Source organism: Streptomyces sp. NPDC005181 (genome assembly GCF_040608395.1).
Taxonomy (GTDB): domain Bacteria; phylum Actinomycetota; class Actinomycetes; order Streptomycetales; family Streptomycetaceae; genus Streptomyces.
Window position 1 is genome coordinate 14,078 of sequence record NZ_JBEXID010000057.1, and the last position, 23,220, is coordinate 37,297.

A 23,220-nucleotide genomic window follows, 5' to 3' on the forward strand; every position below is an offset into this window, starting at 1 on the left:
AGGGTGGACCGCAGGCCGCGATCCGGATGGAAGAGGTCGCCGCCGAGCCCGTGGTCGCGGCTGCCCCGAGGGCCGGCCGCGACCGCTACTTCGACGCGCTGCGGGCCTTCGCACTGGTCCGCGTCATCACGTACCACACGTTCGAGTGGCCCTGGCTGGGGCTGGTCTTCCCGTCCATGGGCGTGATGTTCGCACTCGCCGGATCGCTCATGGCGCGTTCACTCGAGCGGCCCGCGCTGCGCGTCATCCGCGGCCGGCTGCGCAGACTGCTGATCCCTCTGTGGATGTTCGCGCTGGTCCTCGGTACGGCGATGCTGCTGCACGGCTGGCTGCCGGGACCCGATGTCCTGTACTGGGTGCTGCCGGTCGGTGATCCCCCCGGCAATGCGTGGGGCGAGCAGGCCTGGGCGGTGCTCTGGTACCTGCGGACGTATCTGTGGTTCGTGCTGCTGTCGCCGGTGCTGCTGCGCGCCTTCCGCCGGGCCCCGCTGGCCGTGCTCGCGCTGTCCCTGGTGCCTGTCGTGGTCCTGGAGACCGTGGGGAGTGTGCCGGACGGGCGCCTCGGCAGTGCCCTCAGCGACCTGTCGGTCTTCCTTTTCTGCTGGCTGCTCGGCTTCGCGCACCGCGACGGCGTCCTCGACCGGATGCGCCCCGCACTCGTCGTCACGGTGGCGCCGGCCCTCCTGGCGGCGGGCGCCTGGTGGGCCTTCCACCACCGGGTGGACGGTTCCTACGACCTCGACGACATCCCGCTCGCCCAGGCGCTGTGGTCCGCGGGATTCGTCCTGCTGCTGCTCCGATTCCGGCCCGACTTCGCCGGGCTCGCCCGCCGTCGCGTGGCCGACCGGATCGTGAAGGTCTTCAATGCCCGTGCCGTGACGATCTATCTGTGGCACGAGGTCGCACTGATGGCTAGCGTCCCGCTGATCGATCTGATGTGGAACGTCCCCGCGTTCGAACGGGATCTGCCGCTGGACAGCATGTGGTTCCAGTTCACGATCGCGTGGGTGCTGACCGCGGCGGCCGTGGCCCTCTTCGGCTGGGTCGAGGACCTCGCGGCCAGGCGGGGGCCACGACTGCTGCCGTGACCCCTGTGTCAGCCGCCGCCGAGGACGAACCAGCGCGCGGGCAGGTCGATGCGGGTGCCGTCGGGCAGGTACTCGGTCTGGGCGAGTGCGGTGGCGCCGGTTGCCAGCGTGGTCAGCCCCGCCGCCTTCAGCAGCTCCGGGATCTCCTCCTCGGTGGCGCCGGCCGGCTTGAGCCCGTGGTCGAAGACCCGCCGCAGTTTCGCGGGCGGTCCGCCGGGCGCCTGGGCGGCCTGCTGGAGCACGGTCTTGGAGGCGGGGGTCAGCTCGGCGACGAAGGCCCGGCCGCGCTCCCCGATCAGCGTCGCGACGGCTGCGGCGACGGCGGGCCGGGCCGGCGGCTCGCTCTGGTGGATCACCGCCCGCATATAGACGTTGGTGTCGCCGATCCGCTCGTGCAGGGCCCGCACCGCGTCACCGTCGACGAGGTTGAGCTGGGCGAACTCCGCGACGCCCGCGGTGTCCGCGCGGCGTGCGTGCTCAATGGCCGCGTACGAGAGGTCCACGCCGATGGCGCGGGCGAAGCAGGTGGCCAGGTAGCGGGTCTGGGTGCCGTTGCCGCAGCCGAGGTCGACGACGGGCAGTGAGGTGTCGGCGTACGGAAGCAGCAGCTCGCTGTGGGGTACGGAAGCAAGGGACGGATCGGAGTCCCAGATCGCCTCGCCGGGGGCGTCGGAGGTGGCCGACCAGAAGCCTTCCCACGACTCGCGGTAGCCCTGTGACACGTCCATACGCACTCCCGAGTCCGTTGAATCCACCGCTGTCTGCTCAGCAACGGACTACCGCCCCGGAGCGTCCCGGGGCAAGGGGGGTGCGCATCATGCGTCGTTCGGGGCGGCAGCTTTCACCCGGTGTTCGACCGGGGGCGCGGGAAGCGGGTGAGCGCCTGTTCGAACCAGACGGTCTTGCCGCGTGCCGTGGTGCTCGTCCCCCACTCGCGTGCGAGGCCGCTCACCACCAGCAGGCCACGGCCGAACTCGTCGTGGGCGGAGGCGTTGAGGAGCGCGGCCGGGGCCGGTTCGTCGTCACTGACCTCACAGAGCAGGGCGCCGGTCCGGACGAGGCGCAGCCCGATGTGGTGGGTGCGCCCGTGCTTCACGGCGTTGGTGACGAGTTCGCTGACCATCAGCTCAGCCGACTCCACCGCCTCCGGCAGCTCCCAGTCGAGGAGCTTGCCGCGGACCAGCCGTCGGGCGCGGGCCACCTCGCGCGGGTCCAGGGCGAGTTGCCACTCGGCGACGTCGCCGTCCGGGATGCCGTTCAGCCGGGCCATCAGCAGTGCCACGTCGTCCTTGCGACCACCCTTGGGGTTCAGGGCGCGGATGATCGTGTCGCAGGCGTCGTCCATGGAGGCGGCAGGGTGCGCGGCGGAGGCGCAGAGTGCGGCGAGTCCCTCTCCGATGTCCTGGCCGCGCACCTCGACCAGACCGTCGGTGCACAGAACCAGCCGGTCGCCGGGCCCCACCCGTACGGTCGCGGTCTCGAAGGCGACACCGCCGACGCCGATGGGCGCGCCGGTCGGCAGCTCGAGGAGCTCGGCCCGGCCGTCCTCGGCGTGGACCAGTACGGGCGGGATGTGCCCGGCGTTGGCGATCTGGAGCTCGGAACGGATCGGGTCGTAGACGGCGTAGAGGCAGGTCGCCAGGTACTGTTCGCCGAGGCGTTGCGCCAGGTCGTCGAGGTTGCGCAGCAGCTGGGCGGGTGGCATCTCCATGGTGGCCATCGTCAGTACGGCAGTGCGCAACTGGCCCATCATCGCTGCCGAGTTGAGGCCGTGCCCCATGACGTCGCCGACGACGAGCGCGGTCCGGGAGCCGGGCAGTTTCACCGAGTCGAACCAGTCGCCGCCGATCCGGCCGAGCCGGGCGCCGGGCAGATAGCGGGTGGCGATGTCGCAGCCCGCCATGCGCGGTTCGACCCGGGGCAGCATGCTGTCCTGGAGGGTGTCGGCGACATTCTCCTGGTACGTGTACATGCGGGCGTTGTCGAGTACGAGCCCGGCACGGGCCGCGAGTTCGGCGCCCGTGGTGCGGTCCATGTCATCGAAGGGCTCGCGGCCGGGGCGGCGCATCAGGACCATGAAGCCGAGCACCACGTCACGGGCCTTGAGCGGCACGATGAGCAGGGACCGGTGGGTGATCAGGGGGCGCAGGTCGCGCTTCTCGAACTCGCCCGAGATCCGGTTGCTCATCTCCTCGCTGACGTACGGGATGAGGACCGGCTCGCCGGTGACCATGCACTGGAAGAACGGTGTGTGCTCGGGGAAGGCGATGGACTCGCCGACCGGGACGGTGTCGTCCCAGCGGCCGGGTTCGTCGTTGTGCTCGACCCACACCCGGTGCCAGACGGTGGTGACATCGGGCCGCCCTGCCGGGAAGCCCTCACCGGCGAGGACCGCGGCGCGCAGATGCGTACCCGCGAAGTCGGTGAAACGGGGGACGGCGGCGCTGGTGACCTCGCGGATGGTGCGTTCGAGATCGAGTGAGGTGCCGATGCGGCCGCTGACCTCGTTGAGGAACTCGAGCCGTTCGCGGACGGCGCCGTATTCGAGGTCCAGTTCGGGGCGAGGCGCCGTGCGCGGTGCGAGAGACCCGTCGGCGGCGGCCTCCCGGTCCCCGGCCGGACGGCGCGGCGTCCGGCGCGGCACGCCCCAGTCGGGGGTGACCGGGACCCGGTCGCGGTGGCTGAACTCCAGGATCGGGTAGCCCAGTTCGAGGACCTGCGAGACGATCCGGGTCGCCTGGTGGACACTCATGCTGGGCAGGATCTCGGGAAGCCGGCCGGCCAGGTCCTGATAGCCGGGGAAGTCGGTGTGGAGCGCGAACCCGGGGGCGATCGTCTCGCTGTCCCGGCTGCCGCTCGCGTCGGCGCCGCGTACCTGCCCGGCGTCCGCAGCAAGCACGAGGAGCCGCTCGGGGCCGGGGCCGACCAGCGGGTAGGCCCACCACAGAACATCGATCCGGCCGCGCCGCGGCTCGTCGACACGGGCCCGTCCAGCCGCCGGGTAGGCGACGCTCCCGCTGAGCGAACTGTCGAGTCCGGGGCCGAACCCGGCGTGCGTACCGTCCGGCCCTGGCTCCCCGTCCTGTCGCAACGCCCCGGAGACCGGGAGGAGTTCACCGGCCGGGCAGCCGACTGCCTCCTTCCTGGCGACGCCGAAGAGCCGTCCGGCCCCGCTCGACCAGTGCGACACGAGTCCGGCCCCGTCGACGACGACCACGGCGAGCGGCACCCGTCCCGCAGTGGCGTCGCGCGGCTGTGGTGCCCTCTGCGGCGGTACACCAAGGTCCATGGGTGGAAGGCTCCTTCCCCACCGCAAGGCTCTGCGGCTTGTGACTCCACGGTACGGCTACGTGTCCGGCGCCCGCCGGTCATCGGCGGAATCGCCCCCGGGGGTGGTGCGCCCCGCGCGCCCCGCCGCGCACAACCGGGCCGGGGAGCCGCTCGGGGTGACCGGAACCGGCCCTGGCCACACGACCCCGACCACAGGGCTCCGGCCAAGGGCCCCGGCCGTCAGTCCTCGTGTCCCAACTGGAGGTCGCGTTCGGTGCGTCCGCCGCCCGCGACCTGGAGGACGGTCGCCACCGGCGGATACCCGGCCGCGATCACCGTGTACTCGCCGGTCGACAGGTCCACGAAGCGGAATGCCCCGTCGGGCCCGGTGGTCAGGGTGTCGACGACATTGCCCGCCGCGTCGAGGAGCGTGACCCGGGCATCCTCGACGGGCCGTCCGCCGCTCGCCCGTACGATGCCGCGCAGCACAGCGCCACCGGCCAGTTCGATGTCCTGCCGGGTCTCCCTGGCCGCCTGCACGCTGACCGGCAGCGCTGCGGGCCGGAAGGCGGGGGCGCTGGCGGCGAGGGTGTACTCCCCTGCCACCAGCTCCGAGATCACATAGCCGCCCTCGCGGCCGCTGCGGGTGGACGCGACGACCTCGCCGCGCACATCGGTGAGCGTGACGGCGGCATCCCGCACCGGGATCCTGTCGGCCGTGACGACGGTCCCGGCCAGCCTGCCCGCACCGCCGAGCACCACATCGAGATCGACGGGCCGTTCGCCGACGGTGACGCTGACGGCCTGCGGCTGGTGTCCGCCGGCCGCCGCGATCAGGACGTAACTGCCGGAGCCGGGCACGCTCAGCGCGTACCGCCCGTTGTCACCGCTCGCGCCCCTGCCGACCTGCTGTCCCTGGACGTCGATGAGGGTGAGGGCAGCGCGCGGGACCTTCGAGCCGTCGGCGTGCTGGACACTCCCGCACACCGGCACGCCCGAGAGATGGACGGACGGCGGCGCGGCGGCGGTCGTACGTGCGCCGGGGATCGAGGCGGACTCGGCGGCCGAATCGGGGCTGTGGTGGGACACCAGCGGTTTCTCCTTGAGGAAGAAGGCGATGAAGAGGCCGAGCGCGAGCACCGGCACGAGGTAGAGGAAGATCCGTGGCATCGCGTCGGCGTACGCCTGGATGTAGCTGTCACGGAGCGCGGGCTCCATGGCGTGGACCAGCTGCGGGGTGATCGACTCGGGGTCGGGAAGGTCGGCTCCGGACGGCAGGCGGACGGCGAGGGCGTCCGCGAGACGGCCCGCGAAGAGGGTCCCGAAGACGGCGGCGCCGACGCTGCCGCCGATCTGCCGGAAGTAGTTGTTCGCGCTGGTGGCGGTACCGAGATCGGCGGGCGGTACAGAGTTCTGCACGGCCAGCACGAGCACCGGCATGACCAGGCCGATCCCGATGCCGAGCACGGCCTGCGCGATGCTGTACTCGAGGCGCGGGGTATCGGTTTCGAGGCGGGAGAGCAGCCACATGCCGACCACCGAGATCGCACTGCCGAGGATCGGGTAGACGCGGTAGCGGCCGGTGCGGGAGATCAGCTGGCCTGAGACGACGGACGCCCCGACGATGCCGCCCATCATCGGAAGCATCAGCAGCCCCGATTCGGTGGCGGTGGCCCCGTCGACCATCTGCAGGAACGTCGGCAGATAGCTGGCGGCACCGAACAGGGCGACGCCGACGACCGCGCCGACGAGCGCGGTGACATTGAAGATCGAGTCGCGGAACAGCCGCAGCGGGATGACGGGTTCGGGTGCGTGGTGCTCGACCACGAGGAAGAGCAGTGTCGTGCCGACAGCTCCGGCGGCCAGCCCGAGGATGGTGCGCGAGCTCCAGGCGTACTCCGTGCCGCCCCAGCTCGTCAGCAGCACCACACAGGTGGAGGCGGCGGCCAGCAGCAGGGCGCCGAGCACATCGAGGCGGGGCTGGACCGTGGGCTTGGGGAGCTTCAGTACGACGGTGATGACGGCGAGGGTCACCAGGCCGAACGGAACGTTGATGTAGAAGCACCAGCGCCAGGAGGCGTGGTCGGTGAAGAAGCCGCCGAGCAACGGACCCGCGACGGACGCGAGACCGAACGCGGCGCCGATCAGCCCCATGAAGCGGCCGCGCTCGCGGGGCGGTACGACATCCGCGATGATCGCCTGGACGCCGATCATGAGTCCGCCGCCGCCGACTCCCTGGATGGCACGGAAGGCGATCAGCTCGTCCATGGTGCGGGACCAGCCGGCCAGCGCGGAGCCGACGACGAAGACGACGATCGCGAACTGGAAGACGCCCTTGCGGCCGAAGAGATCACCGAGCTTGCCGTAGATCGGCAGTCCGATGGTGGAGGCGAGGAGATAGGCGGTGACCGCCCAGGACATCTTCTCCAGGCCGTGCAGCTCACCGACGATCTTCGGCAGCGCGGTGGCGACGATCATCTGGTCGAGCGCCGCGAGCAGCAGAGTGAGCATCAGCCCGAGGAACACCAGCCGGATCCGACGGGGGCTGATCTCCTGGGCGGCGGGACCCGTGGCGGTGGAAGCCGGTGAAGCCGATGCGGGTGGGGACGCGGACGGGGGTGCGGTCGCCGCGCCGGGCGGAGCTGCTGTCTGCGCCCCGGCGCTGCCCGCGCCGTCCGGCTCGTCCTTCACCAGAGTGATACCACCCACCACGTGCCGCTCCCCTCGTCGCATCTGCGCCGCCCATTTCTCGCATTGCGCGACATAGGGAGGCAAACGCGACGGGGGCGCTGACGGCGCACTCGGGGGGCTTATCCCCCGGTGGGAGCCACTACGGCGCGCAACCGACGGGCCGGAAAAACCACCCGAACCGGTGAGGCCGGTCAGGGTAGCCGGGTGCTACTTCTCGACCTCGGTCGCGAGGTTCTTCAGCAGCTCGTCGTAGATGCGGCCAAGTCCCTTGGGCGCAAAGGTCCTCTCGAAGAATCCGCCGATGCCGCCCGCACCGTTCCAGACGGTCGAGACGACGGCCTTGGACTTGCCCTCGCCGGCCGGGGTGACGGTCCAGGTGGTGACCATCGACGAGTTGCGGTCCTTCTCGACGAGCTGACCGTCGGTCGGCTCGCTGACCTCCAACAGGCAGTCGCGGACGCGCTTGCTGGTGGCCTGCAGCTTCCAGTGGACGAGGGTGCCCTCGCCGTCACCGCCCTCGCGCACCTCGTACTCGCTGAAAGGACCGGGCAGCACCTTGCCCCGGACCTCCTTGTAGTCGGCCAGCGCGTCGAACACCGTCTCCGCGTCCGCCGCGATGATCCGCTCTGTCGTGGCCTCGACCTGCGCCATGGCTGTTCCTCCACCACTCGGTTGTTCGGGGTGTGCTGAGCCAATCACCTCCGGCACGCCGCTCAAAATCCACGCCGGGACGGAGGAGAGAAAACGATCAAGGGAACACGTGTTCTATTCTTTGCCCAGTGCTACCGAGGAGGCGTCCATGCGCTGGGACAATCTGGTCGAGAACACCCGGGAGACCGGGACCGGCGCGCTCTTCGCCGCGGACGCGGTGACCACGCGCACCTTCGACACCCCAGAATTCCGAGGGATCACCTTCCATGAAATCCGGGCCCGCTCGCTCGTGAACCGGGTGCCGGGCGCATCCCGGATGCCGTTCGAATGGACCGTGAACCCGTACCGGGGCTGTACGCATGCCTGCGTCTACTGCTTCGCCCGCAAGACCCACAGCTATCTGGACCTCGACACCGGGCTCGGCTTCGACTCGCAGATCGTCGTCAAAGTCAACGCCCCGGAGCTGCTCCGCCGCCACCTCGCCTCCAGCCGCTGGCACGGCGCGCACATCGCGATGGGCACCAACGTCGACTGCTACCAGCGCGCCGAGGGCCGCTACCGGCTGATGCCCGGCATCATCGAGGCCCTGCGCGACCACGCGAACCCGTTCTCGATCCTCACCAAGGGCACGATCGTCCTGCGCGATCTGGAGCTGCTGCGGCAGGCCGCGGCGGTCACCGAGGTCGGCATCTGCGTCTCGGTCGGCTTCGTCGACCCCGAGCTGTGGCGCACGGTCGAACCCGGCACCCCCTCCCCCGAGCGCCGCCTCGACGTCGTGCGCACGCTGAGCGAGAACGGCATCGACTGCGGCGTACTGATGGCGCCCGTCATCCCGTTCCTCGGTGACCGCCCGGACCAGCTGCGGGCCACGGTCCGCGCGATCGCCGCCGCCGGGGCGACCTCGGTGACTCCTCTCGTGCTCCATCTGCGGCCGGGCGCCCGCGAGTGGTTCATGCAGTGGCTCGGCCGGCACCACCCGCAGCTGGTGCGGCGGTACGAGCGGATGTACGCGGACGGGGCGTATGCGCCCACGTGGTACCAACGCACCATCACCCGCCGGGTGCACGACCTGGCCACCGAGTACGGCATCGGTCCGGCGCGTCGCGGCGAGGCCCGCCGGATCCCCGTACAGCAGGAGCAGCAGTCGCCGCTCGACGGCCCCGGCCCCACCCAGCTGACCCTGCTCTGACCTCGGCCCGAACCCTTTCCGATTCTCACCCCGGACCTGTCGTGGGCCCGCACGGGCCCAGGTCGGGCAAATGGGTCAACTCTCATCAGAATATGTCCTTTCGTGTCCGAATGTGGGCAGCATGCGGCGGGGGCTGCGCCACCCGCAGCCGCGTTCCCTCCACCACGGGAGGCCATATGACGAATCGTTCAGGAATTCTGTTCGCCGTCGGTGCGACGGTCGCCGGTCTGGTGACCGGCGTACCGTCCCCGTCGGCAGCCGATGAAGCCGCGCCGCGTGCCGCGCAGCTCACATGGACCGACTGCGGCACAAAGTCGTATCCGAAGATGCAGTGCTCAACCGTGCGTACTCCGCTCAATCATGACGATCCGTCGGGCAGGAACATCACCCTCGCCCTGTCCCGGATCCCGCACACCGCGAAGACCTCGCAGGGCCCTCTGCTCGTCAACCCCGGTGGCCCCGGCGGCAGCGGGCTGACGATGGCCGGCTTCGTGGCGGCCTCGCTGCCGAAGAAGACCGCCGCGCAGTACGACGTGATCGGGTTCGACCCACGCGGGGTCGGGAAGAGCTCCCCGGCACTGAACTGCGTACCGAAATACTTCGAGCCGCTGCGCCCCGACTCGGTGCCGCTGAACCTCCAGGTCGAACAGACCAACCGCGACCGCGCCAAGTCCTTCGCCGACGCGTGCGGCGCGAAGTACCCCGATCTCCTGCCGTACATGGACACGGTGAGCGCCGCCAAGGATCTCGATGTGATCCGGCAGGCCATCGGCTCCCCGCAGATCAACTACTTCGGGTACTCGTACGGCACCTATCTGGGCGCGGTGTACGCCAAGCTGTTCCCGCAGCGGGTACGGCGTCTTGTGCTCGACTCGAACGTCGACCCGGACGGGGTCTGGTACGACGACAACATCGGCCAGGACTACGCATTCGACGCCCGCCAGAAGGCGTTCGCCGCCTGGGTCGCGAAGCACAGCTCGGCATACGGGCTCGGCAGCGACCCGGCGAAGGTCGAAGCCGCCTGGTACCGGATGCGCGAAGCGGTCAGGAAGGAGCCCGCGGGCAAGAAGGTCGGCGCGAGCGAGCTGGAGGACACGTTCCTGCCGGGCGGTTACTACAACGGGTACTGGCCCTACCTGGCCGACGCGTTCGCCTCGTACGTGAACGACAAGGACCAGGACGCACTGGTCCGCGCGTACGAGAAGTTCGGCGCCGTCGACGCCAAGGGCGACAACGGCTACTCGGTCTACTCCGCCGTGCAGTGCCGCGATGCCGAGTGGACGCTCGACTGGAACACCTGGCGCAACGACACCTGGAAGGTGCACGACAAGGCGCCCTTCTTCGCCTGGAACAACGCCTGGTACAACGCGCCGTGCGCGTCCTGGCCGGTGGAGCCGCTCAACCCGGTACGGGTCTCCAACAACGCGCTCCCGCCGGTGCTGCTCTTCCAGGCCACGGAGGACGCGGCCACACCGTACGAGGGCGGGGTCACCCTGCACCGGCGGCTCCACGGCTCCAGCCTGGTCGTCGAACAGGGCGGCGGCAACCACGGCATCACCCTGAGCGGCAATACCTGTCTGGACGGGTATTTGGCGGACTATCTCGACAAGGGCACCGTCCCGCGCGGTGACGGCAGCAGCTCCGACGCGGACGCGGTCTGCCCGAAGTCGCCCGATCCGGAGCCGCTGGCCGCCGAGGCGTCGAGGAAGTCGCTGCGGCCCGCGCCGACGGATGCCGGAGGCGGCGCGTTGCACGGGCTGCTCGGCTTCCGCGGCTGACGGGAAGGGGCTGCGGGCCCCGAGACCCGATCGCACGCTCTCGGGGGCGTACGCGACCATGGTCCGTATGACGACACGGCCCAGCTCCGCGTACGCCCCCGACCTGCTCGTCCGGTCCATGACCGTCGACGACTGCGAGGCCGTCGCGACGGTCCGGGTGCGCGGCTGGCAGGCCGCGTACGCCGGGCTGATCCCGCAGGCGTATCTGGACGCGATGGACATCGCCGAGGACGCGCAACGGCGGCGCGGCTTCTTCGCCGAACGCAACACGGTCGTCAATGTGGTGGCCGAGCGGCCGGGGACGGGTGTGATCGGCTGGGCCTGTTACGGCCCGTACCGCGCGGACGGCAGGCGGCTCGCCCGCGCCGAGCTGTACGCCATCTATGTGCTCCCCGAACAGCGCGGTACCGGGGTGGGCCGCGCCCTGATGGCGGAGATCCTGGCGCGCTCCGCCGCGGACGGGTTCCCCGACCTGGCGCTCTGGGTCCTCAAGGAGAACGCACCGGCCCGCCGCTTCTACGAGCGTGCGGGCTTCGCGCCGGACGGCGCCGAGGAACCCTTCCAGGTCGGTGGTGTGCTCGTGCCCGAGGTGCGTTACGTACGTCCCCTCAGTCCGCCGGCAGCCGGCTGATCGCCTCCTCGGCCGCGCCGCCGAGCCTCGGGTGCGGCAGCGCCGCCTCCAGGACCGGGCGGGCCTGCGCGTCGCCGAGCTGCCCCAGGCCCTCCACGCAGGCCAGCGCGACCCTCCAGTGCGGCTCGTCCGGTGTCAGCAGCCGTTTCAGGGTGCTGATCAGCGCCGGGACGGACTCGGGGGCCCGCAAGGCGGTGAGCAGCCGTACCGGGTGCAGGGCGTAGGCGGTGCGCAGGGTGTTGGTCGCGAGGGCGGCGGCGGCCCGGGGCGTGCGCGGGTCGCCGAGGCGCACCAGGGCGTGGGCGGCGGAGACGCAGCGCTCCGGGTCGCGGTGGTTGAGCAGCAGGACCAGCGCCTCGAAGGCCCGTCTGTCGCCGCCGCAGCCGAGCCGGAACGCGGCAATCTCGCGCGCCCAGAGCGGGCGTTCGCGTTCGACGAGGACCCGGGCCAGCTCCTCGTCGTCCTCGGTGGCGAGCAGTCTGCGGTATGCCGCCGACTCCCCCGTCTCGTCCCCCAGCCGGTCGGCCAGCGACCGGAACTCCTCGTCCATGACCGTCAGCGTATCGGCGGACATGGCGGGTGTGAGCCGGCACACAGCAACCCGGGACTGGCGCGCTCGTTACTCGCCGGTTAACCTCATATGAGCGGGACACACTCCCCGCCGACTCCAGTGGCCTGGTGACGCAGCCACCCGGAGTGCTTGTCGGTTCGGCAGCTTTGCGAGACGTGACTCCGGGACAGAGTCCGTCGCCCCCATCCCGGTCCGGGCGTGTTCGGTACACCTCCGGCCCTGAGCACCACGACATGCAAGCCTCGCACACCATGCGCCGGTCGGGCTTTCGGCCCCACCAGATCCATGCGCGCCGTGCGCCCACACAGTCGTCACTCATTCTCTGGAGTCCCGTGATGGACACCCCGCTCTCCACCATTGCCGTCGTCGGTCTCGGCACCATGGGCACCGGCATCGCCGAGGTCCTCGCCCGGGCCGGCCGCGAGGTCATCGGTATCGACATCAGCGAGGCGGCCGCCCGTCAGGCCGTCGCCGCCCTGGAAGCCTCCACCGCCCGCGCCGTGCAGAAGGGGCGGATCACCGAGGGCGAGCGGCACGACGTCCTCGCCCGGTTCCGTACGTTCTCCGATCTCCAGGCCGCCGCGGACGCGCAGCTCGTCATCGAGGTCGTGCCCGAGTCGTACGACATCAAGCAGCAGCTCTTCCGGGAGCTCGACGCGATCACCTCCCCCACCGCGATCCTGGCGACCGGCACCAACGCCCTGTCGGTGACCCGGCTGGCCGCCGAGTCGCAGCACCCCGAGCGCGTGATCGGTCTGCACTTCTTCAACCCGGCGCCCGCGATGAAGCTGGTCGAGGTGGTCTCCTCGGTGCTGACCGCGCCGCCGACCGTCGAGGCGGTCACCCACCTCGCCCGTGAGCTGGGCAAGGAGCCGGTCGCCGTCGGCGACCGGCCTGGGTTCGTCGCCGACGGGCTGCTGTTCGGCTACCTCAACCAGGCCGCCGCGATGTACGAGGCGAACTACGCCACCCGTGAGGACATCGACGCGGCCATGAAGCTGGGCTGCGGTCTGCCGATGGGCCCGCTCGCCCTGCTCGACCTGATCGGGGTCGACACCGCCCGTACCGTCCTGGAGGCGATGTACTCCGCGTCGCAAGACCGGCTGCACGCCCCGTCGCCGATCCTCAAGCAGCTCAGCGAGGCCGGGCTGACCGGCCGCAAGTCGGGCCGCGGCTTCTACACGTACGACGCGCAGGGCAGCCAGACCGTGGTCCCGGACGCGAAGACGCCGCAGGAGAGCACCGGAGCGGCGGCCGGGCGCACCGTGCGGTCGGTGGGTGTCGCCGGGTCCGGGACGATGGCCTCGGGCATCGCGGAGGTCTTCGCGAAGGCCGGTTACGACGTGGTGCTCGCCGCGCGCAGCCAGGAGAAGGCGGACACGGCGAAGAACCGGATCGCCAAGTCGCTCGAGCGCTCCGTCACCAAGGGGCGGCTGACGGCCGAGGCGCGGGACGAGAGCCTCGCCCGCATCACCGCGGCGGGTTCGCTGGACTCGTTCGACGACGTCGATCTCGCGGTCGAGGCGGTCGCCGAGGACCTGGCGGTCAAGCAGCAGCTGTTCGCCACGCTGGACAAGGTCTGCAAGCCGGGTGCGGTGCTCGCCACCACCACGTCGTCGCTGCCGGTCGTGGCGTGCGCACGGGCCACCTCGCGCCCGCAGGACGTCATCGGGATGCACTTCTTCAACCCGGCGCCCGCGATGAAGCTGGTCGAGGTGGTCCGGACGGTGCTCACCGCCGACGACGTCCACGCCACCGTCCGCGAGGTGTGCGGGAAGATCCGCAAGCACCCGGTGGACTGCGGGGACCGGGCCGGTTTCATCGTCAACGCGCTGCTGTTCCCGTACCTCAACAACGCGATCAAGATGGTCGGGGAGCACTACGCGAGCCTCGACGACATCGACGCCGCGATGAAGCTGGGCGGCGGTTACCCGATGGGCCCGTTCGAGCTCCTCGACGTCGTCGGGCTCGATGTCTCGCTCGCCATCGAGAAGGTGCTGCACAGCGAATTCCGCGACCCGGGCCTGGCCCCGGCGCCGCTGCTGGAGCATCTGGTGGCCGCCGGCTGCCTCGGCCGCAAGACGGGGCGCGGCTTCCGCGAATATGCCCGGCGCTGAGGGTCGGCAGGTTCCTGCCCGGCCGGGCGGGTCTCCGGCCGGGCGGGGCCGCCCGGCCGGAGACTCCCCGCCGGTTCCCGGTCCGGGAGCCGGCTGGGGAGGGCTGCTCGATCCGCCGCCACCGCCTCCGGCGTGGGAGGTGTCCCCCGGCGGACCGCCCCCGCAGGCGCGCTCTCCTGCGCCGATGCAGTACGTTCACACCATGTCCCACCCCGCCAGGCCCTCCCGTGTCTCCGCCGCACCCGACGCCCCGGAGAGTGCCGCAGGCACGCGCGCCGCCGCCCAACGGCTCAAGATGCGCCGAGAACTGGCCGCCGCGGCGATGGAGCTCTTCGCCACGAAGGGGTACGAGGCGACGACGGTCGACGAGATCGCGGGCGCCGCGGGAGTCGCCCGGCGGACCTTCTTCCGGCACTTCCGCTCCAAGGAAGAAGCGATCTTCCCGGACCACGACGACACCCTCGTCCGGGCCGAGGCCGTCCTCAATGCCGCCCCCGCACACGAGCACCCGCTCGACACCGTCTGCCGCGGCATCAAGGAAGTCATGAAGATGTACGCGGCGAAGCCCGCGGTCTCCGTGGCCCGCTACAAGCTCACCCGTGAGGTGCCCACCCTGCGGGAGGCGGAGATCGCCTCGGTGGCCCGCTACGAGCGGCTGTTCACGCGCTATCTGCTGGGCCATTTCGACGAGCGCGACCACCAGGTCGGCAATGACGATCCGCTGCTGGCGGAGGTCGCGGCGTCCGCCGTCGTCACCGCGCACAACCATGTGCTGCGCCGCTGGCTGCGGGCGGGCGGCCAGGGCGATGTGGAGGCCCAGCTCGACCACGCGTTCGCGATCGTCCGGGACACGTTCGGGACCGGGATCGGCGCGGGCCGGATCGCCGGGACCGAGCCCGCGTCCCCGCCGACCGCCGCTTCGGTGAGCACGGAGGGCGAGGTGCTGGTCGCCGTGGCGCGCACCGACGCACCGCTCGACGAAGTGATGCGTACGATCCAGCAGGCACTCAAGGACCGCTGAGCGGGGGCCTGTTGGCCGAACCGCTCCGTCGGCTCCGCACGCCGGACGGGCTCGCTGCCGAGCCCGTCCGGCGCTCGCGTGCCCGGGCGCCGAAACCTGGTTGCCGTCCGGACCCGCCGGTGTTGTGGTGGGCGCATGACTCCTGATCACGACGCCCTGCTGTCCCTCTTCGACCGTGAGCTGCGCGAGCACGCCCGCCCCGACGGCCCCGGCGTCCGCGTCGAGCGCACCGCCGATGTCGTACGTCAGGTCGGCGCGGCCGACGACTGGAACGGCGTCGTCTGGTCGGCGCCGGATCTGGACACCGTCCGGGCGGATGCGGCGATCGCGGCGCAGGTGGAGCGATTCGCCGCGCTCGGCCTCGACACGTTCGAGTGGAAGCTGTACGCGCACGACCGGCCGGCGGACCTGGGTGAGCGGCTGCGGGCCGCCGGCTTCGTCGCGGAGGAGCCGGAGACCCTGCTGGTCGCCCCGGTCGCGGACCTCCCGACTGCAGTGGAGCTCCCCGAGGGCGTCCGGCTGCGCACGGTGACCGATGCGGCCGATGTGGAGCTGATGGCCCGGGCCCACGAACAGGCGTTCGGCTCGGACTGGTCGGGGCTGCGACATCAGGTGCTGGCCCGGCTGACCGAGGCCCCGGACAGCTTCGTCGGGGTGCTGGCCATGGCGGGCGACGAGCCGGTGAGCTCGGCCCGTATGGAGCTGTACCCCGGCACCGGCTTCGCGGGCCTCTGGGGCGGCGGAACGGTCGAGCCGTGGCGCGGGAAGGGGATCTACCGGGCGCTGGTGGCCTTCCGTGCCGCGATCGCCGCCGAGCGCGGTTACACCTATCTGCAGGTCGACGCGACCGATCAGAGCCGTCCGATCCTCCAGCGGCTCGGTTTCACCGCCCTGAGCACCACCACGCCGCAGGTGTACCGGCGCACGATCTGACCGCACCGAGCAGGACAGAACAGCGCGAACCACCTCTCAGGTTGCTCATGCGTGCCGACCGGATGACAAGTGAGAGAAATTGTTGGCACCGAGTGCCTTGCCAGGTGTCACGGAGTGCCATACGTTGAAGTTGTCCGGGCGGCCGGCGTGCAGAGACCTCTCGTACGCCGGCTGTCCCCGCAAGCCATGTGCCTGCGCGCCCGGACGCCTGCGTCACAGGCAAACCCTTCTGCTCCACCAGAGCAAGCCGAAGCCTTACCAGCCGAACCGACGGCAGCACCTCCACATCGCACCGCACCCCGTTGGCAGGGAGCCTCAAGCGTTCCCTCGACGCATTCCCCCGAGCTCTCGGCTCCGCCCGAGCAGGGGAGACCCCATCCCGGAGGCACACCGTGAAGGAAATCCTGGACGCGATCCAATCGCAGGACAGTACGGCCGCGGATTTCGCAGCCCTGTCCATCCCTGAGTCGTACCGCGCGGTGACCGTGCACAAGGACGAGACGGAGATGTTCGCCGGGCTCTCGTCCCGCGACAAGGACCCCCGCAAGTCGCTGCACATCGACGACGTCCCGGTGCCCGAGCTCGGGCCCGGTGAAGCACTGGTCGCCGTCATGGCCAGCTCGGTGAATTACAACTCGGTCTGGACCTCGATCTTCGAGCCGATGTCCACCTTCGGCTTCCTGGAGCGCTACGGAAGGCTCAGCGAGCTCACCAAGCGCCACGACCTGCCGTACCACGTCATCGGCTCCGACCTGGCGGGCGTCGTCCTGCGCACCGGCCCCGGCGTCAACGCCTGGCACCCCGGCGACGAGGTCGTCGCGCACTGCCTCTCTGTCGAACTGGAGTCCTCGGACGGCCACAACGACACGATGCTCGACCCCGAGCAGCGGATCTGGGGCTTCGAGACCAACTTCGGCGGCCTCGCCGAGATCGCGCTCGTCAAGTCCAACCAGCTGATGCCGAAGCCGCAGCACCTCAGCTGGGAGGAGGCCGCCGCCCCGGGCCTGGTCAACTCCACCGCGTACCGCCAGCTCGTCTCGCGCAACGGCGCCGGCATGAAGCAGGGCGACAATGTGCTGATCTGGGGCGCCAGCGGCGGACTCGGTTCGTACGCCACGCAGTTCGCACTGGCCGGTGGTGCCAACCCGATCTGCATCGTCTCCAGCGAGCAGAAGGCGGACATCTGCCGGAAGATGGGCGCAGAGGCGATCATCGACCGCAACGCCGAGGGCTACAAGTTCTGGAAGGACGAGCACAACCAGGACCCGCGCGAGTGGAAGCGGTTCGGCAAGCGCATCCGTGAGCTGACCGGCGGCGAGGACGTGGACATCGTCTTCGAGCACCCGGGCCGCGAGACGTTCGGCGCCTCGGTGTACGTGACCCGCAAGGGCGGCACGATCGTCACCTGCGCCTCCACGTCGGGCTACAACCACGAGTACGACAACCGCTACCTGTGGATGTCGCTGAAGAAGATCGTGGGCTCGCACTTCGCCAACTACCGCGAGGCGTGGGAGGCCAACCGGCTGGTCGCCAAGGGCAAGATCCACCCGACGCTGTCGAAGGTCTACTCCCTGGAGGAGACCGGCCAGGCCGCGTACGACGTGCACCGCAACCTCCATCAGGGCAAGGTCGGCGTGCTCGCACTGGCCCCCCGCGAGGGTCTGGGTGTGCGCAACGAGGAGCTGCGCGAGCAGCACATCGACGCCATCAACCGTTTCCGGGACGTCTGACATGAGTGGGCGTCAGAAGGACCGCCCGTGGCTCATGCGGACGTACGCCGGCCACTCGACCGCCGAGGCGTCCAACGAGCTCTACCGGCGCAACCTCGCCAAGGGCCAGACGGGTCTGTCGGTCGCCTTCGACCTGCCGACCCAGACGGGTTACGACCCCGACCACATCCTCGCCCGCGGCGAGGTCGGCCGGGTCGGTGTGCCCGTCTCGCACCTCGGTGACATGCGGCGGCTGTTCCAGGACATCCCGCTGGAACAGATGAACACCTCGATGACGATCAACGCCACCGCGATGTGGCTGCTGGCGCTCTATCAGGTGGTCGCCGAGGAGCAGGGCGCCGACGCCACGAAGCTCCAGGGAACAACACAGAACGACATCGTCAAGGAGTACCTCTCGCGCGGGACGCATGTCTTTCCGCCCGGTCCCTCGCTGCGGCTGACCACCGACATGATCACGTACACGGTCAACCGCATCCCGAAGTGGAACCCGATCAACATCTGCAGTTACCACCTGCAGGAGGCGGGCGCCACCCCGGTCCAGGAGATCGCGTACGCCATGTCGACGGCGATCGCCGTGCTCGACGCGGTCCGTGACTCCGGACAGGTCCCCGAGGAGAAATTCGGCGATGTCGTCGCCCGTATCTCCTTCTTCGTGAACGCGGGCGTCCGCTTCATCGAGGAGATGTGCAAGATGCGCGCCTTCGGGCGCATCTGGGACCAGGTCACCCGCGAGCGGTACGGCATCACCGACGCCAAGCAGCGCCGCTTCCGCTACGGCGTCCAGGTCAACTCCCTCGGGCTGACCGAGGCGCAGCCGGAGAACAACGTCCAGCGCATCGTCCTGGAGATGCTGGCCGTCACCCTCTCCAAGGACGCCCGCGCCCGGGCCGTCCAGCTGCCCGCCTGGAACGAGGCGCTGGGACTCCCCCGGCCCTGGGACCAGCAGTGGTCGCTCCGGATCCAGCAGGTCCTCGCACACGAGAGCGATCTACTGGAGTACGAGGACATCTTCGCGGGTTCGCATGTGATCGAGGCCAAGGTGGACGCCCTGGTCACCGAGTCGCTCGCGGAGATCGACCGGATCCAGCAGATGGGCGGCGCGATGGCCGCCGTCGAGTCCGGCTACCTGAAGTCGGAACTGGTCTCCTCGCACGCACGGCGGCGGGCCCGGATCGAGGGCGGCGAGGAGAAGATCGTCGGCGTCAACATCTACGAGACGACCGAGCCGAACCCGCTCACCGCGGACCTCGACGGCGCGATCATGACGGTCGACCCCGCCAACGAGGCCAGGGTGGTCGCGGCGCTCCACGAGTGGCGCGACAACCGTGACGAGGCCCGTGCCTCCGAGGCGCTGGCGGCTCTGAAGAAGGCCGCAGCCGGCACCGACAACATGATGGAAGCGACCGTGGAGTGCGCCCGGGCGGGTGTCACCACCGGCGAGTGGTCGTGGGCGCTGCGCGATGTGTTCGGCGAGTTCCGGGCCCCGACAGGCGTCTCGTCCGCACCGGTCGCGGTGACCGCGGAGGCGGGCACGCCGCTCGCCCTGGTCCGCGAGAAGGTCACCCGCACCGCCGGCGACCTCGGTACCGGACGGCTGCGGCTGCTGGTCGGCAAGCCGGGTCTGGACGGGCACTCCAACGGCGCCGAGCAGATCGCCGTACGGGCCCGTGACGCCGGGTTCGAGGTCGTCTACCAGGGGATCAGGCTGACCCCCGAACAGATCGTCTCGGCCGCGCTCGCCGAGGACGTGCACTGCGTCGGTCTGTCGATCCTGTCCGGCTCGCACGCCGAGCTGGTGCCGGATGTACTGAACCGGCTGCGCGGGGCCGGCGCCAACGACATACCGGTCATCGCGGGCGGGATCATTCCGCCCGCCGACGCCACCGCACTGATCGGGGCGGGCGTCGCCGCCGTATTCACCCCGAAGGACTTCGGCATCACGGAGATCATCGGCCGTATCGTCGACGAGATCCGGAAAGCGAACAAGCTCGACCCTCTGGAGGTCCCCGCATGACCCAGCCCGTGAACCCTCTGCGTCCGCGCCGCTCCTGCCTGGCTGTGCCGGGCTCGAACCCGCGGTTCCTGGAGAAGGCCCAGGGCCTCCCGGCCGACCAGGTCTTCCTGGACCTCGAGGACGCCTGCGCCCCGCTCGCCAAGGAAGGCGCCCGGCACCACATCGTCGACGCGCTGAACAACGGCGACTGGACGGGCAAGACCCGGGTCGTGCGCGTCAACGACTGGACGACGCACTGGACGTACCGCGATGTGATCACGGTGGTCGAGGGCGCCGGCCAGAACCTCGACTGCATCATGCTGCCGAAGGTCCAGGACGCCCAGCAGGTCGTCGCCCTCGATCTGCTGCTCACCCAGATCGAGAAGACGATGGGCTTCGAGGTCGGGAAGATCGGCATCGAGGCGCAGATCGAGAACGCCAAGGGCCTGGTGAACATCGACGACATCGCCGCCGCCTCGCCGCGTCTGGAGACGCTGATCTTCGGCCCGGCCGACTTCATGGCGTCGATCAACATGAAGACCCTGGTCGTCGGTCAGCAGCCGCCCGGCTACGGCGCGGACGCGTACCACTACATCCTCATGCGCATCCTGATGGCCGCCCGTACGCACGACCTCCAGGCGATCGACGGCCCCTTCCTCCAGATCCGTGACGTGGACGCGTACCGCGAGGTCGCGGGCCGTGCGGCGGCGCTGGGCTTCGACGGCAAGTGGGTGCTGCACCCCGGTCAGGTCGACGCGGCCAACGAGGTGTTCTCGCCGTCGCAGGAGGACTACGACCACGCCGAGCTGATCCTCGACGCGTACGAGTGGTGCACCTCGGAGGAGGGCGGCAAGAAGGGTTCGGCAATGCTCGGCGACGAGATGATCGACGAGGCCAGCCGGAAGATGGCCCTGGTCATCGCAGGCAAGGGCCGCGCGGCCGGTATGCAGCGCACCTCCAAGTTCGAAGCGCCGGAGGCCTGATCATGCAGTTCGGACGCACCTATGAGGAGTTCGAGGTCGGTGCGGTGTACAAGCACTGGCCCGGAAAGACGGTCACGGAGTACGACGACCACCTTTTCTGTCTGCTCACCATGAATCATCACCCGCTACACATGGACAGCAACTACGCGGAGAAGACGACCGATTTCGGCAAGAACGTTGTAGTGGGCAACTACATCTACTCGTTGCTGCTCGGCATGTCCGTCCCCGACGTCTCCGGAAAGGCGATCGCCAACCTGGAGGTCGAGTCGCTGAAGCATGTCGCGCCGACCTTCCACGGCGACACGATCTACGGCGAGACGACCGTTCTCGACAAGACTCCGTCAAAGTCCAAGAGTGACCGCGGAATCGTCTACGTGGAGACCAAGGGGTACAAGCAGGACGGGACGCTCGTCTGTGTGTTCCGCCGCAAGGTGATGGTCCCCACCGAGACGTACATCAAGCAGCGCGGCGGCGAGCAGCCCGGCCGCCCGGAGCTGAACCAGCCTTCGCAGAAGAACGTGGAGAAGTAGCCATGACGCGACTCGCCCAGACTGCCGGCCTGAACGACATTCAGCAGGAAATCCTCTCCACGGTCCGGGATTTCGTCGACAAGGAGATCATTCCGGTCGCGACCCAGCTGGAGCACCGCGACGAGTACCCGACGGAGATCGTCGAGGGGCTCAAGGAACTGGGCCTGTTCGGGCTGATGATCCCCGAGGAGTACGGGGGTCTGGGTGAGTCGCTTCTCACATACGCGCTCTGCGTGGAGGAAATCGCCCGCGGCTGGATGAGCGTGTCGGGAATCATCAACACGCACTTCATCGTGGCGTACATGCTCAAGCAGCACGGCACCCAGGAGCAGAAGGACACGTTCCTGCCGCGGATGGCGCTGGGCGAGGTCCGGGGCGCGTTCTCGATGTCCGAGCCGGCGCTGGGCTCCGATGTCTCGGCCATCACCTCCAAGGGCGTGAGGGACGGCGACGAGTACGTCCTGAACGGCCAGAAGATGTGGCTGACGAACGGCGGCACGTCCTCACTCGTCGCCGTGCTGTGCCGAAGTGACGAAGGCCACCCCGAAGGGACGGCCCCGCACAAGTCGATGACGACCTTCCTGGTGGAGAAGGAGCCGGGCTTCGGCGAGGTCCTCCCGGGGCTCACCATCCCCGGGAAGATCGACAAGATGGGTTACAAGGGCGTCGACACGACGGAACTCATCATGGACGGACTACGCATTCCGGCCAATCGCGTACTCGGCGGCACCACCGGCCGAGGGTTTTACCAAATGATGGACGGTGTCGAGGTCGGCCGGGTGAATGTGGCCGCGCGTGGTTGCGGTGTCGCGCAACGTGCATTCGAGCTGGGCGTTTCCTACGCCCAGCAGCGCCACACCTTCGGAAAGCCGATCGCTCAGCACCAGGCCATCCAGTTCAAGCTGGCCGAAATGGCCACCAAGGTCGAAGCGGCCCATGCGATGATGGTGAATGCAGCGCGCAAAAAGGACTCCGGGGAACGAAACGACCTGGAGGCAGGGATGGCGAAGTACCTCGCCTCCGAATACTGCAAGGAAGTCGTCGAGGACGCCTTCCGTATCCACGGCGGTTACGGCTTCTCCAAGGAGTACGAGATCGAGCGCCTCTACCGGGAAGCTCCGATGCTGCTGATCGGTGAAGGTACCGCCGAGATCCAGAAAATGATCATCGGGCGCCGACTCCTCGAGGAGTACCGGTTCCAGGGGTGATTGTCCCCTTCGAGGTGATTTAGCCGCGAAGAAGATCACACCCTGTCATCCTCAGCCGGTGCCTTCCAGCCGTCCGACTCGGCTGCTGGCTTGCCCAGTTGCGGCCAGCAACCGATAGCATCGCCGGAAAAGCCGCCGTCCCCCGTTGCCAGCGCGGCATCATCCGCTACGAAGGTCATCCATGCCCGACAGCCAAACCTCTGCACCACGCGGCGGGGTCCGCCTTGCGCGCGGAGCTTCGCCGTGGCTCCTCCCGACCGTCGCCACCGCGGCACTCAGCCTCGTCCGGGCCCGCAAGTCCGGACGCTGGGCCGCCGTGGCCGTGCCCACCACCGCCCTCGCGGCGGGCATGCTGTGGTTCTTCCGCGACCCCGAGCGCGAGATCACCCAGGGCCGAATCATCTCTCCGGCCGACGGTGTGGTGCAGAGCATCATGCCGTGGAAGGACGGACGCACCCGCGTCGCGATCTTCATGAGCCCGCTGAATGTCCACGTCAACCGCGCGCCCCTGGCCGGCACGGTGACCTCGGTCGAGCACATCCCGGGTGGGTTCGTCCCGGCGTTCAACAAGGAGAGCGAGAACAACGAGCGCGTTGTCTGGCACTTCGACACCGAGCTCGGCGACATCGAGATGGTGCAGATCGCGGGTGCGGTTGCCCGTCGCATCGTCCCGTACCTCCCGCAGGGCACGAAGGTGGAGCAGGGCGAGCGCATCGGCCTGATCCGCTTCGGCTCCCGGGTCGACATCTACCTTCCGGAAGGTATCGATGTCGCGGTCGAGGTCGGCCAGGCCACCACCGCGGGGGTGACTCGAATTGACCGTGATTGATCCCGAC

Annotated in this window: 18 protein-coding genes; 13 read left to right on the top strand and 5 right to left on the bottom strand. The window is 69.6% G+C overall.

The window, feature by feature from the left end; all coding sequences use genetic code 11:
* Window positions 1–26 precede the first annotated feature (26 nt).
* On the top strand, window positions 27–1,088 hold the full coding sequence (locus ABZV38_RS28215) for an acyltransferase (protein WP_356331269.1): 1,062 nt from the start codon (window positions 27–29) through the stop codon (window positions 1,086–1,088).
* Between the two features lie 8 nt (window positions 1,089–1,096).
* Here ABZV38_RS28215 and ABZV38_RS28220 read toward each other — a convergent pair whose 3' ends face one another.
* From ABZV38_RS28220 to ABZV38_RS28235, 4 genes are all read right to left on the bottom strand, one after another.
* A complete protein-coding gene (locus ABZV38_RS28220) occupies window positions 1,097–1,816 on the bottom strand; it encodes a class I SAM-dependent methyltransferase (RefSeq protein WP_356331250.1) in 720 nt (239 codons plus the stop codon).
* A gap of 113 nt (window positions 1,817–1,929) precedes the next feature.
* Window positions 1,930–4,377: a SpoIIE family protein phosphatase gene (locus ABZV38_RS28225; protein ID WP_356331251.1), complete on the bottom strand. Its 2,448-nt coding sequence runs from the start codon at window positions 4,375–4,377 to the stop codon at window positions 1,930–1,932.
* A gap of 221 nt (window positions 4,378–4,598) precedes the next feature.
* A complete protein-coding gene (locus tag ABZV38_RS28230) occupies window positions 4,599–7,070 on the bottom strand; it encodes an MFS transporter (protein ID WP_356331252.1) in 2,472 nt (823 codons plus the stop codon).
* A gap of 186 nt (window positions 7,071–7,256) precedes the next feature.
* Window positions 7,257–7,700 (bottom strand): SRPBCC family protein, encoded by a 444-nt coding sequence (locus ABZV38_RS28235; RefSeq protein ID WP_356331253.1) that lies wholly within the window; start codon window positions 7,698–7,700, stop codon window positions 7,257–7,259.
* A 148-nt stretch (window positions 7,701–7,848) separates the two neighbouring features.
* Between ABZV38_RS28235 and ABZV38_RS28240 the strand changes: the two genes are divergently transcribed.
* The 3 genes from ABZV38_RS28240 (at window position 7,849) to ABZV38_RS28250 (ending at window position 11,298) form a co-directional block, all read left to right on the top strand.
* Window positions 7,849–8,889 (top strand): Rv2578c family radical SAM protein, encoded by a 1,041-nt coding sequence (locus tag ABZV38_RS28240; protein ID WP_356331254.1) that lies wholly within the window; start codon window positions 7,849–7,851, stop codon window positions 8,887–8,889.
* A gap of 176 nt (window positions 8,890–9,065) precedes the next feature.
* Window positions 9,066–10,667: an alpha/beta hydrolase gene (locus ABZV38_RS28245; RefSeq protein ID WP_356331255.1), complete on the top strand. Its 1,602-nt coding sequence runs from the start codon at window positions 9,066–9,068 to the stop codon at window positions 10,665–10,667.
* Window positions 10,668–10,734: 67 nt separating this feature from the next.
* Entirely contained in the window at window positions 10,735–11,298 is a 564-nt protein-coding gene (locus ABZV38_RS28250) for a GNAT family N-acetyltransferase (protein WP_356331256.1), read from the top strand.
* Here ABZV38_RS28250 and ABZV38_RS28255 read toward each other — a convergent pair.
* Complete coding sequence (locus ABZV38_RS28255; protein ID WP_356331257.1) at window positions 11,276–11,872, bottom strand: adenylosuccinate lyase; 597 nt, start codon at window positions 11,870–11,872, stop codon at window positions 11,276–11,278. The two genes, ABZV38_RS28250 and ABZV38_RS28255, sit on opposite strands and share 23 nt — an antisense overlap.
* Window positions 11,873–12,204: 332 nt before the next feature.
* Here ABZV38_RS28255 and ABZV38_RS28260 point away from each other — a divergent pair, with 332 nt between their 5' ends.
* The 9 genes from ABZV38_RS28260 to ABZV38_RS28300 all read left to right on the top strand — a co-directional run bounded on the left by ABZV38_RS28260 (window position 12,205) and on the right by ABZV38_RS28300 (window position 23,213).
* Complete coding sequence (locus tag ABZV38_RS28260) at window positions 12,205–13,986, top strand: 3-hydroxybutyryl-CoA dehydrogenase (protein ID WP_356331258.1); 1,782 nt, start codon at window positions 12,205–12,207, stop codon at window positions 13,984–13,986.
* 202 nt (window positions 13,987–14,188) lie between these two features.
* On the top strand, window positions 14,189–15,007 hold the full coding sequence (locus ABZV38_RS28265; protein ID WP_356331259.1) for a TetR family transcriptional regulator: 819 nt from the start codon (window positions 14,189–14,191) through the stop codon (window positions 15,005–15,007).
* A 135-nt stretch (window positions 15,008–15,142) separates the two neighbouring features.
* Window positions 15,143–15,940, top strand: a complete 798-nt coding sequence (locus ABZV38_RS28270; protein ID WP_356331260.1) for a GNAT family N-acetyltransferase — start codon at window positions 15,143–15,145, stop codon at window positions 15,938–15,940.
* Between the two features lie 392 nt (window positions 15,941–16,332).
* A complete protein-coding gene (gene ccrA, locus ABZV38_RS28275) occupies window positions 16,333–17,670 on the top strand; it encodes a crotonyl-CoA carboxylase/reductase (protein WP_356331261.1) in 1,338 nt (445 codons plus the stop codon).
* 1 nt (window position 17,671) lies between these two features.
* Window positions 17,672–19,684: a protein meaA gene (locus ABZV38_RS28280; RefSeq protein ID WP_356331262.1), complete on the top strand. Its 2,013-nt coding sequence runs from the start codon at window positions 17,672–17,674 to the stop codon at window positions 19,682–19,684.
* Window positions 19,681–20,646, top strand: coding sequence for a CoA ester lyase (locus ABZV38_RS28285; protein WP_356331263.1), 966 nt, complete (start codon window positions 19,681–19,683; stop codon window positions 20,644–20,646). Before ABZV38_RS28280 ends, ABZV38_RS28285 begins: the two co-directional genes overlap by 4 nt.
* A 2-nt stretch (window positions 20,647–20,648) precedes the next feature.
* The gene (locus ABZV38_RS28290) at window positions 20,649–21,176 is read left to right on the top strand and encodes a MaoC family dehydratase (RefSeq protein ID WP_356331264.1); all 528 of its coding nucleotides are present in this window, start codon (window positions 20,649–20,651) and stop codon (window positions 21,174–21,176) included.
* A gap of 2 nt (window positions 21,177–21,178) precedes the next feature.
* Window positions 21,179–22,384 (top strand): acyl-CoA dehydrogenase family protein, encoded by a 1,206-nt coding sequence (locus ABZV38_RS28295; RefSeq protein ID WP_330247112.1) that lies wholly within the window; start codon window positions 21,179–21,181, stop codon window positions 22,382–22,384.
* Between the two features lie 181 nt (window positions 22,385–22,565).
* Window positions 22,566–23,213: a phosphatidylserine decarboxylase gene (locus tag ABZV38_RS28300; protein WP_356331265.1), complete on the top strand. Its 648-nt coding sequence runs from the start codon at window positions 22,566–22,568 to the stop codon at window positions 23,211–23,213.
* The last annotated feature ends 7 nt before the right edge of the window (window positions 23,214–23,220 follow it).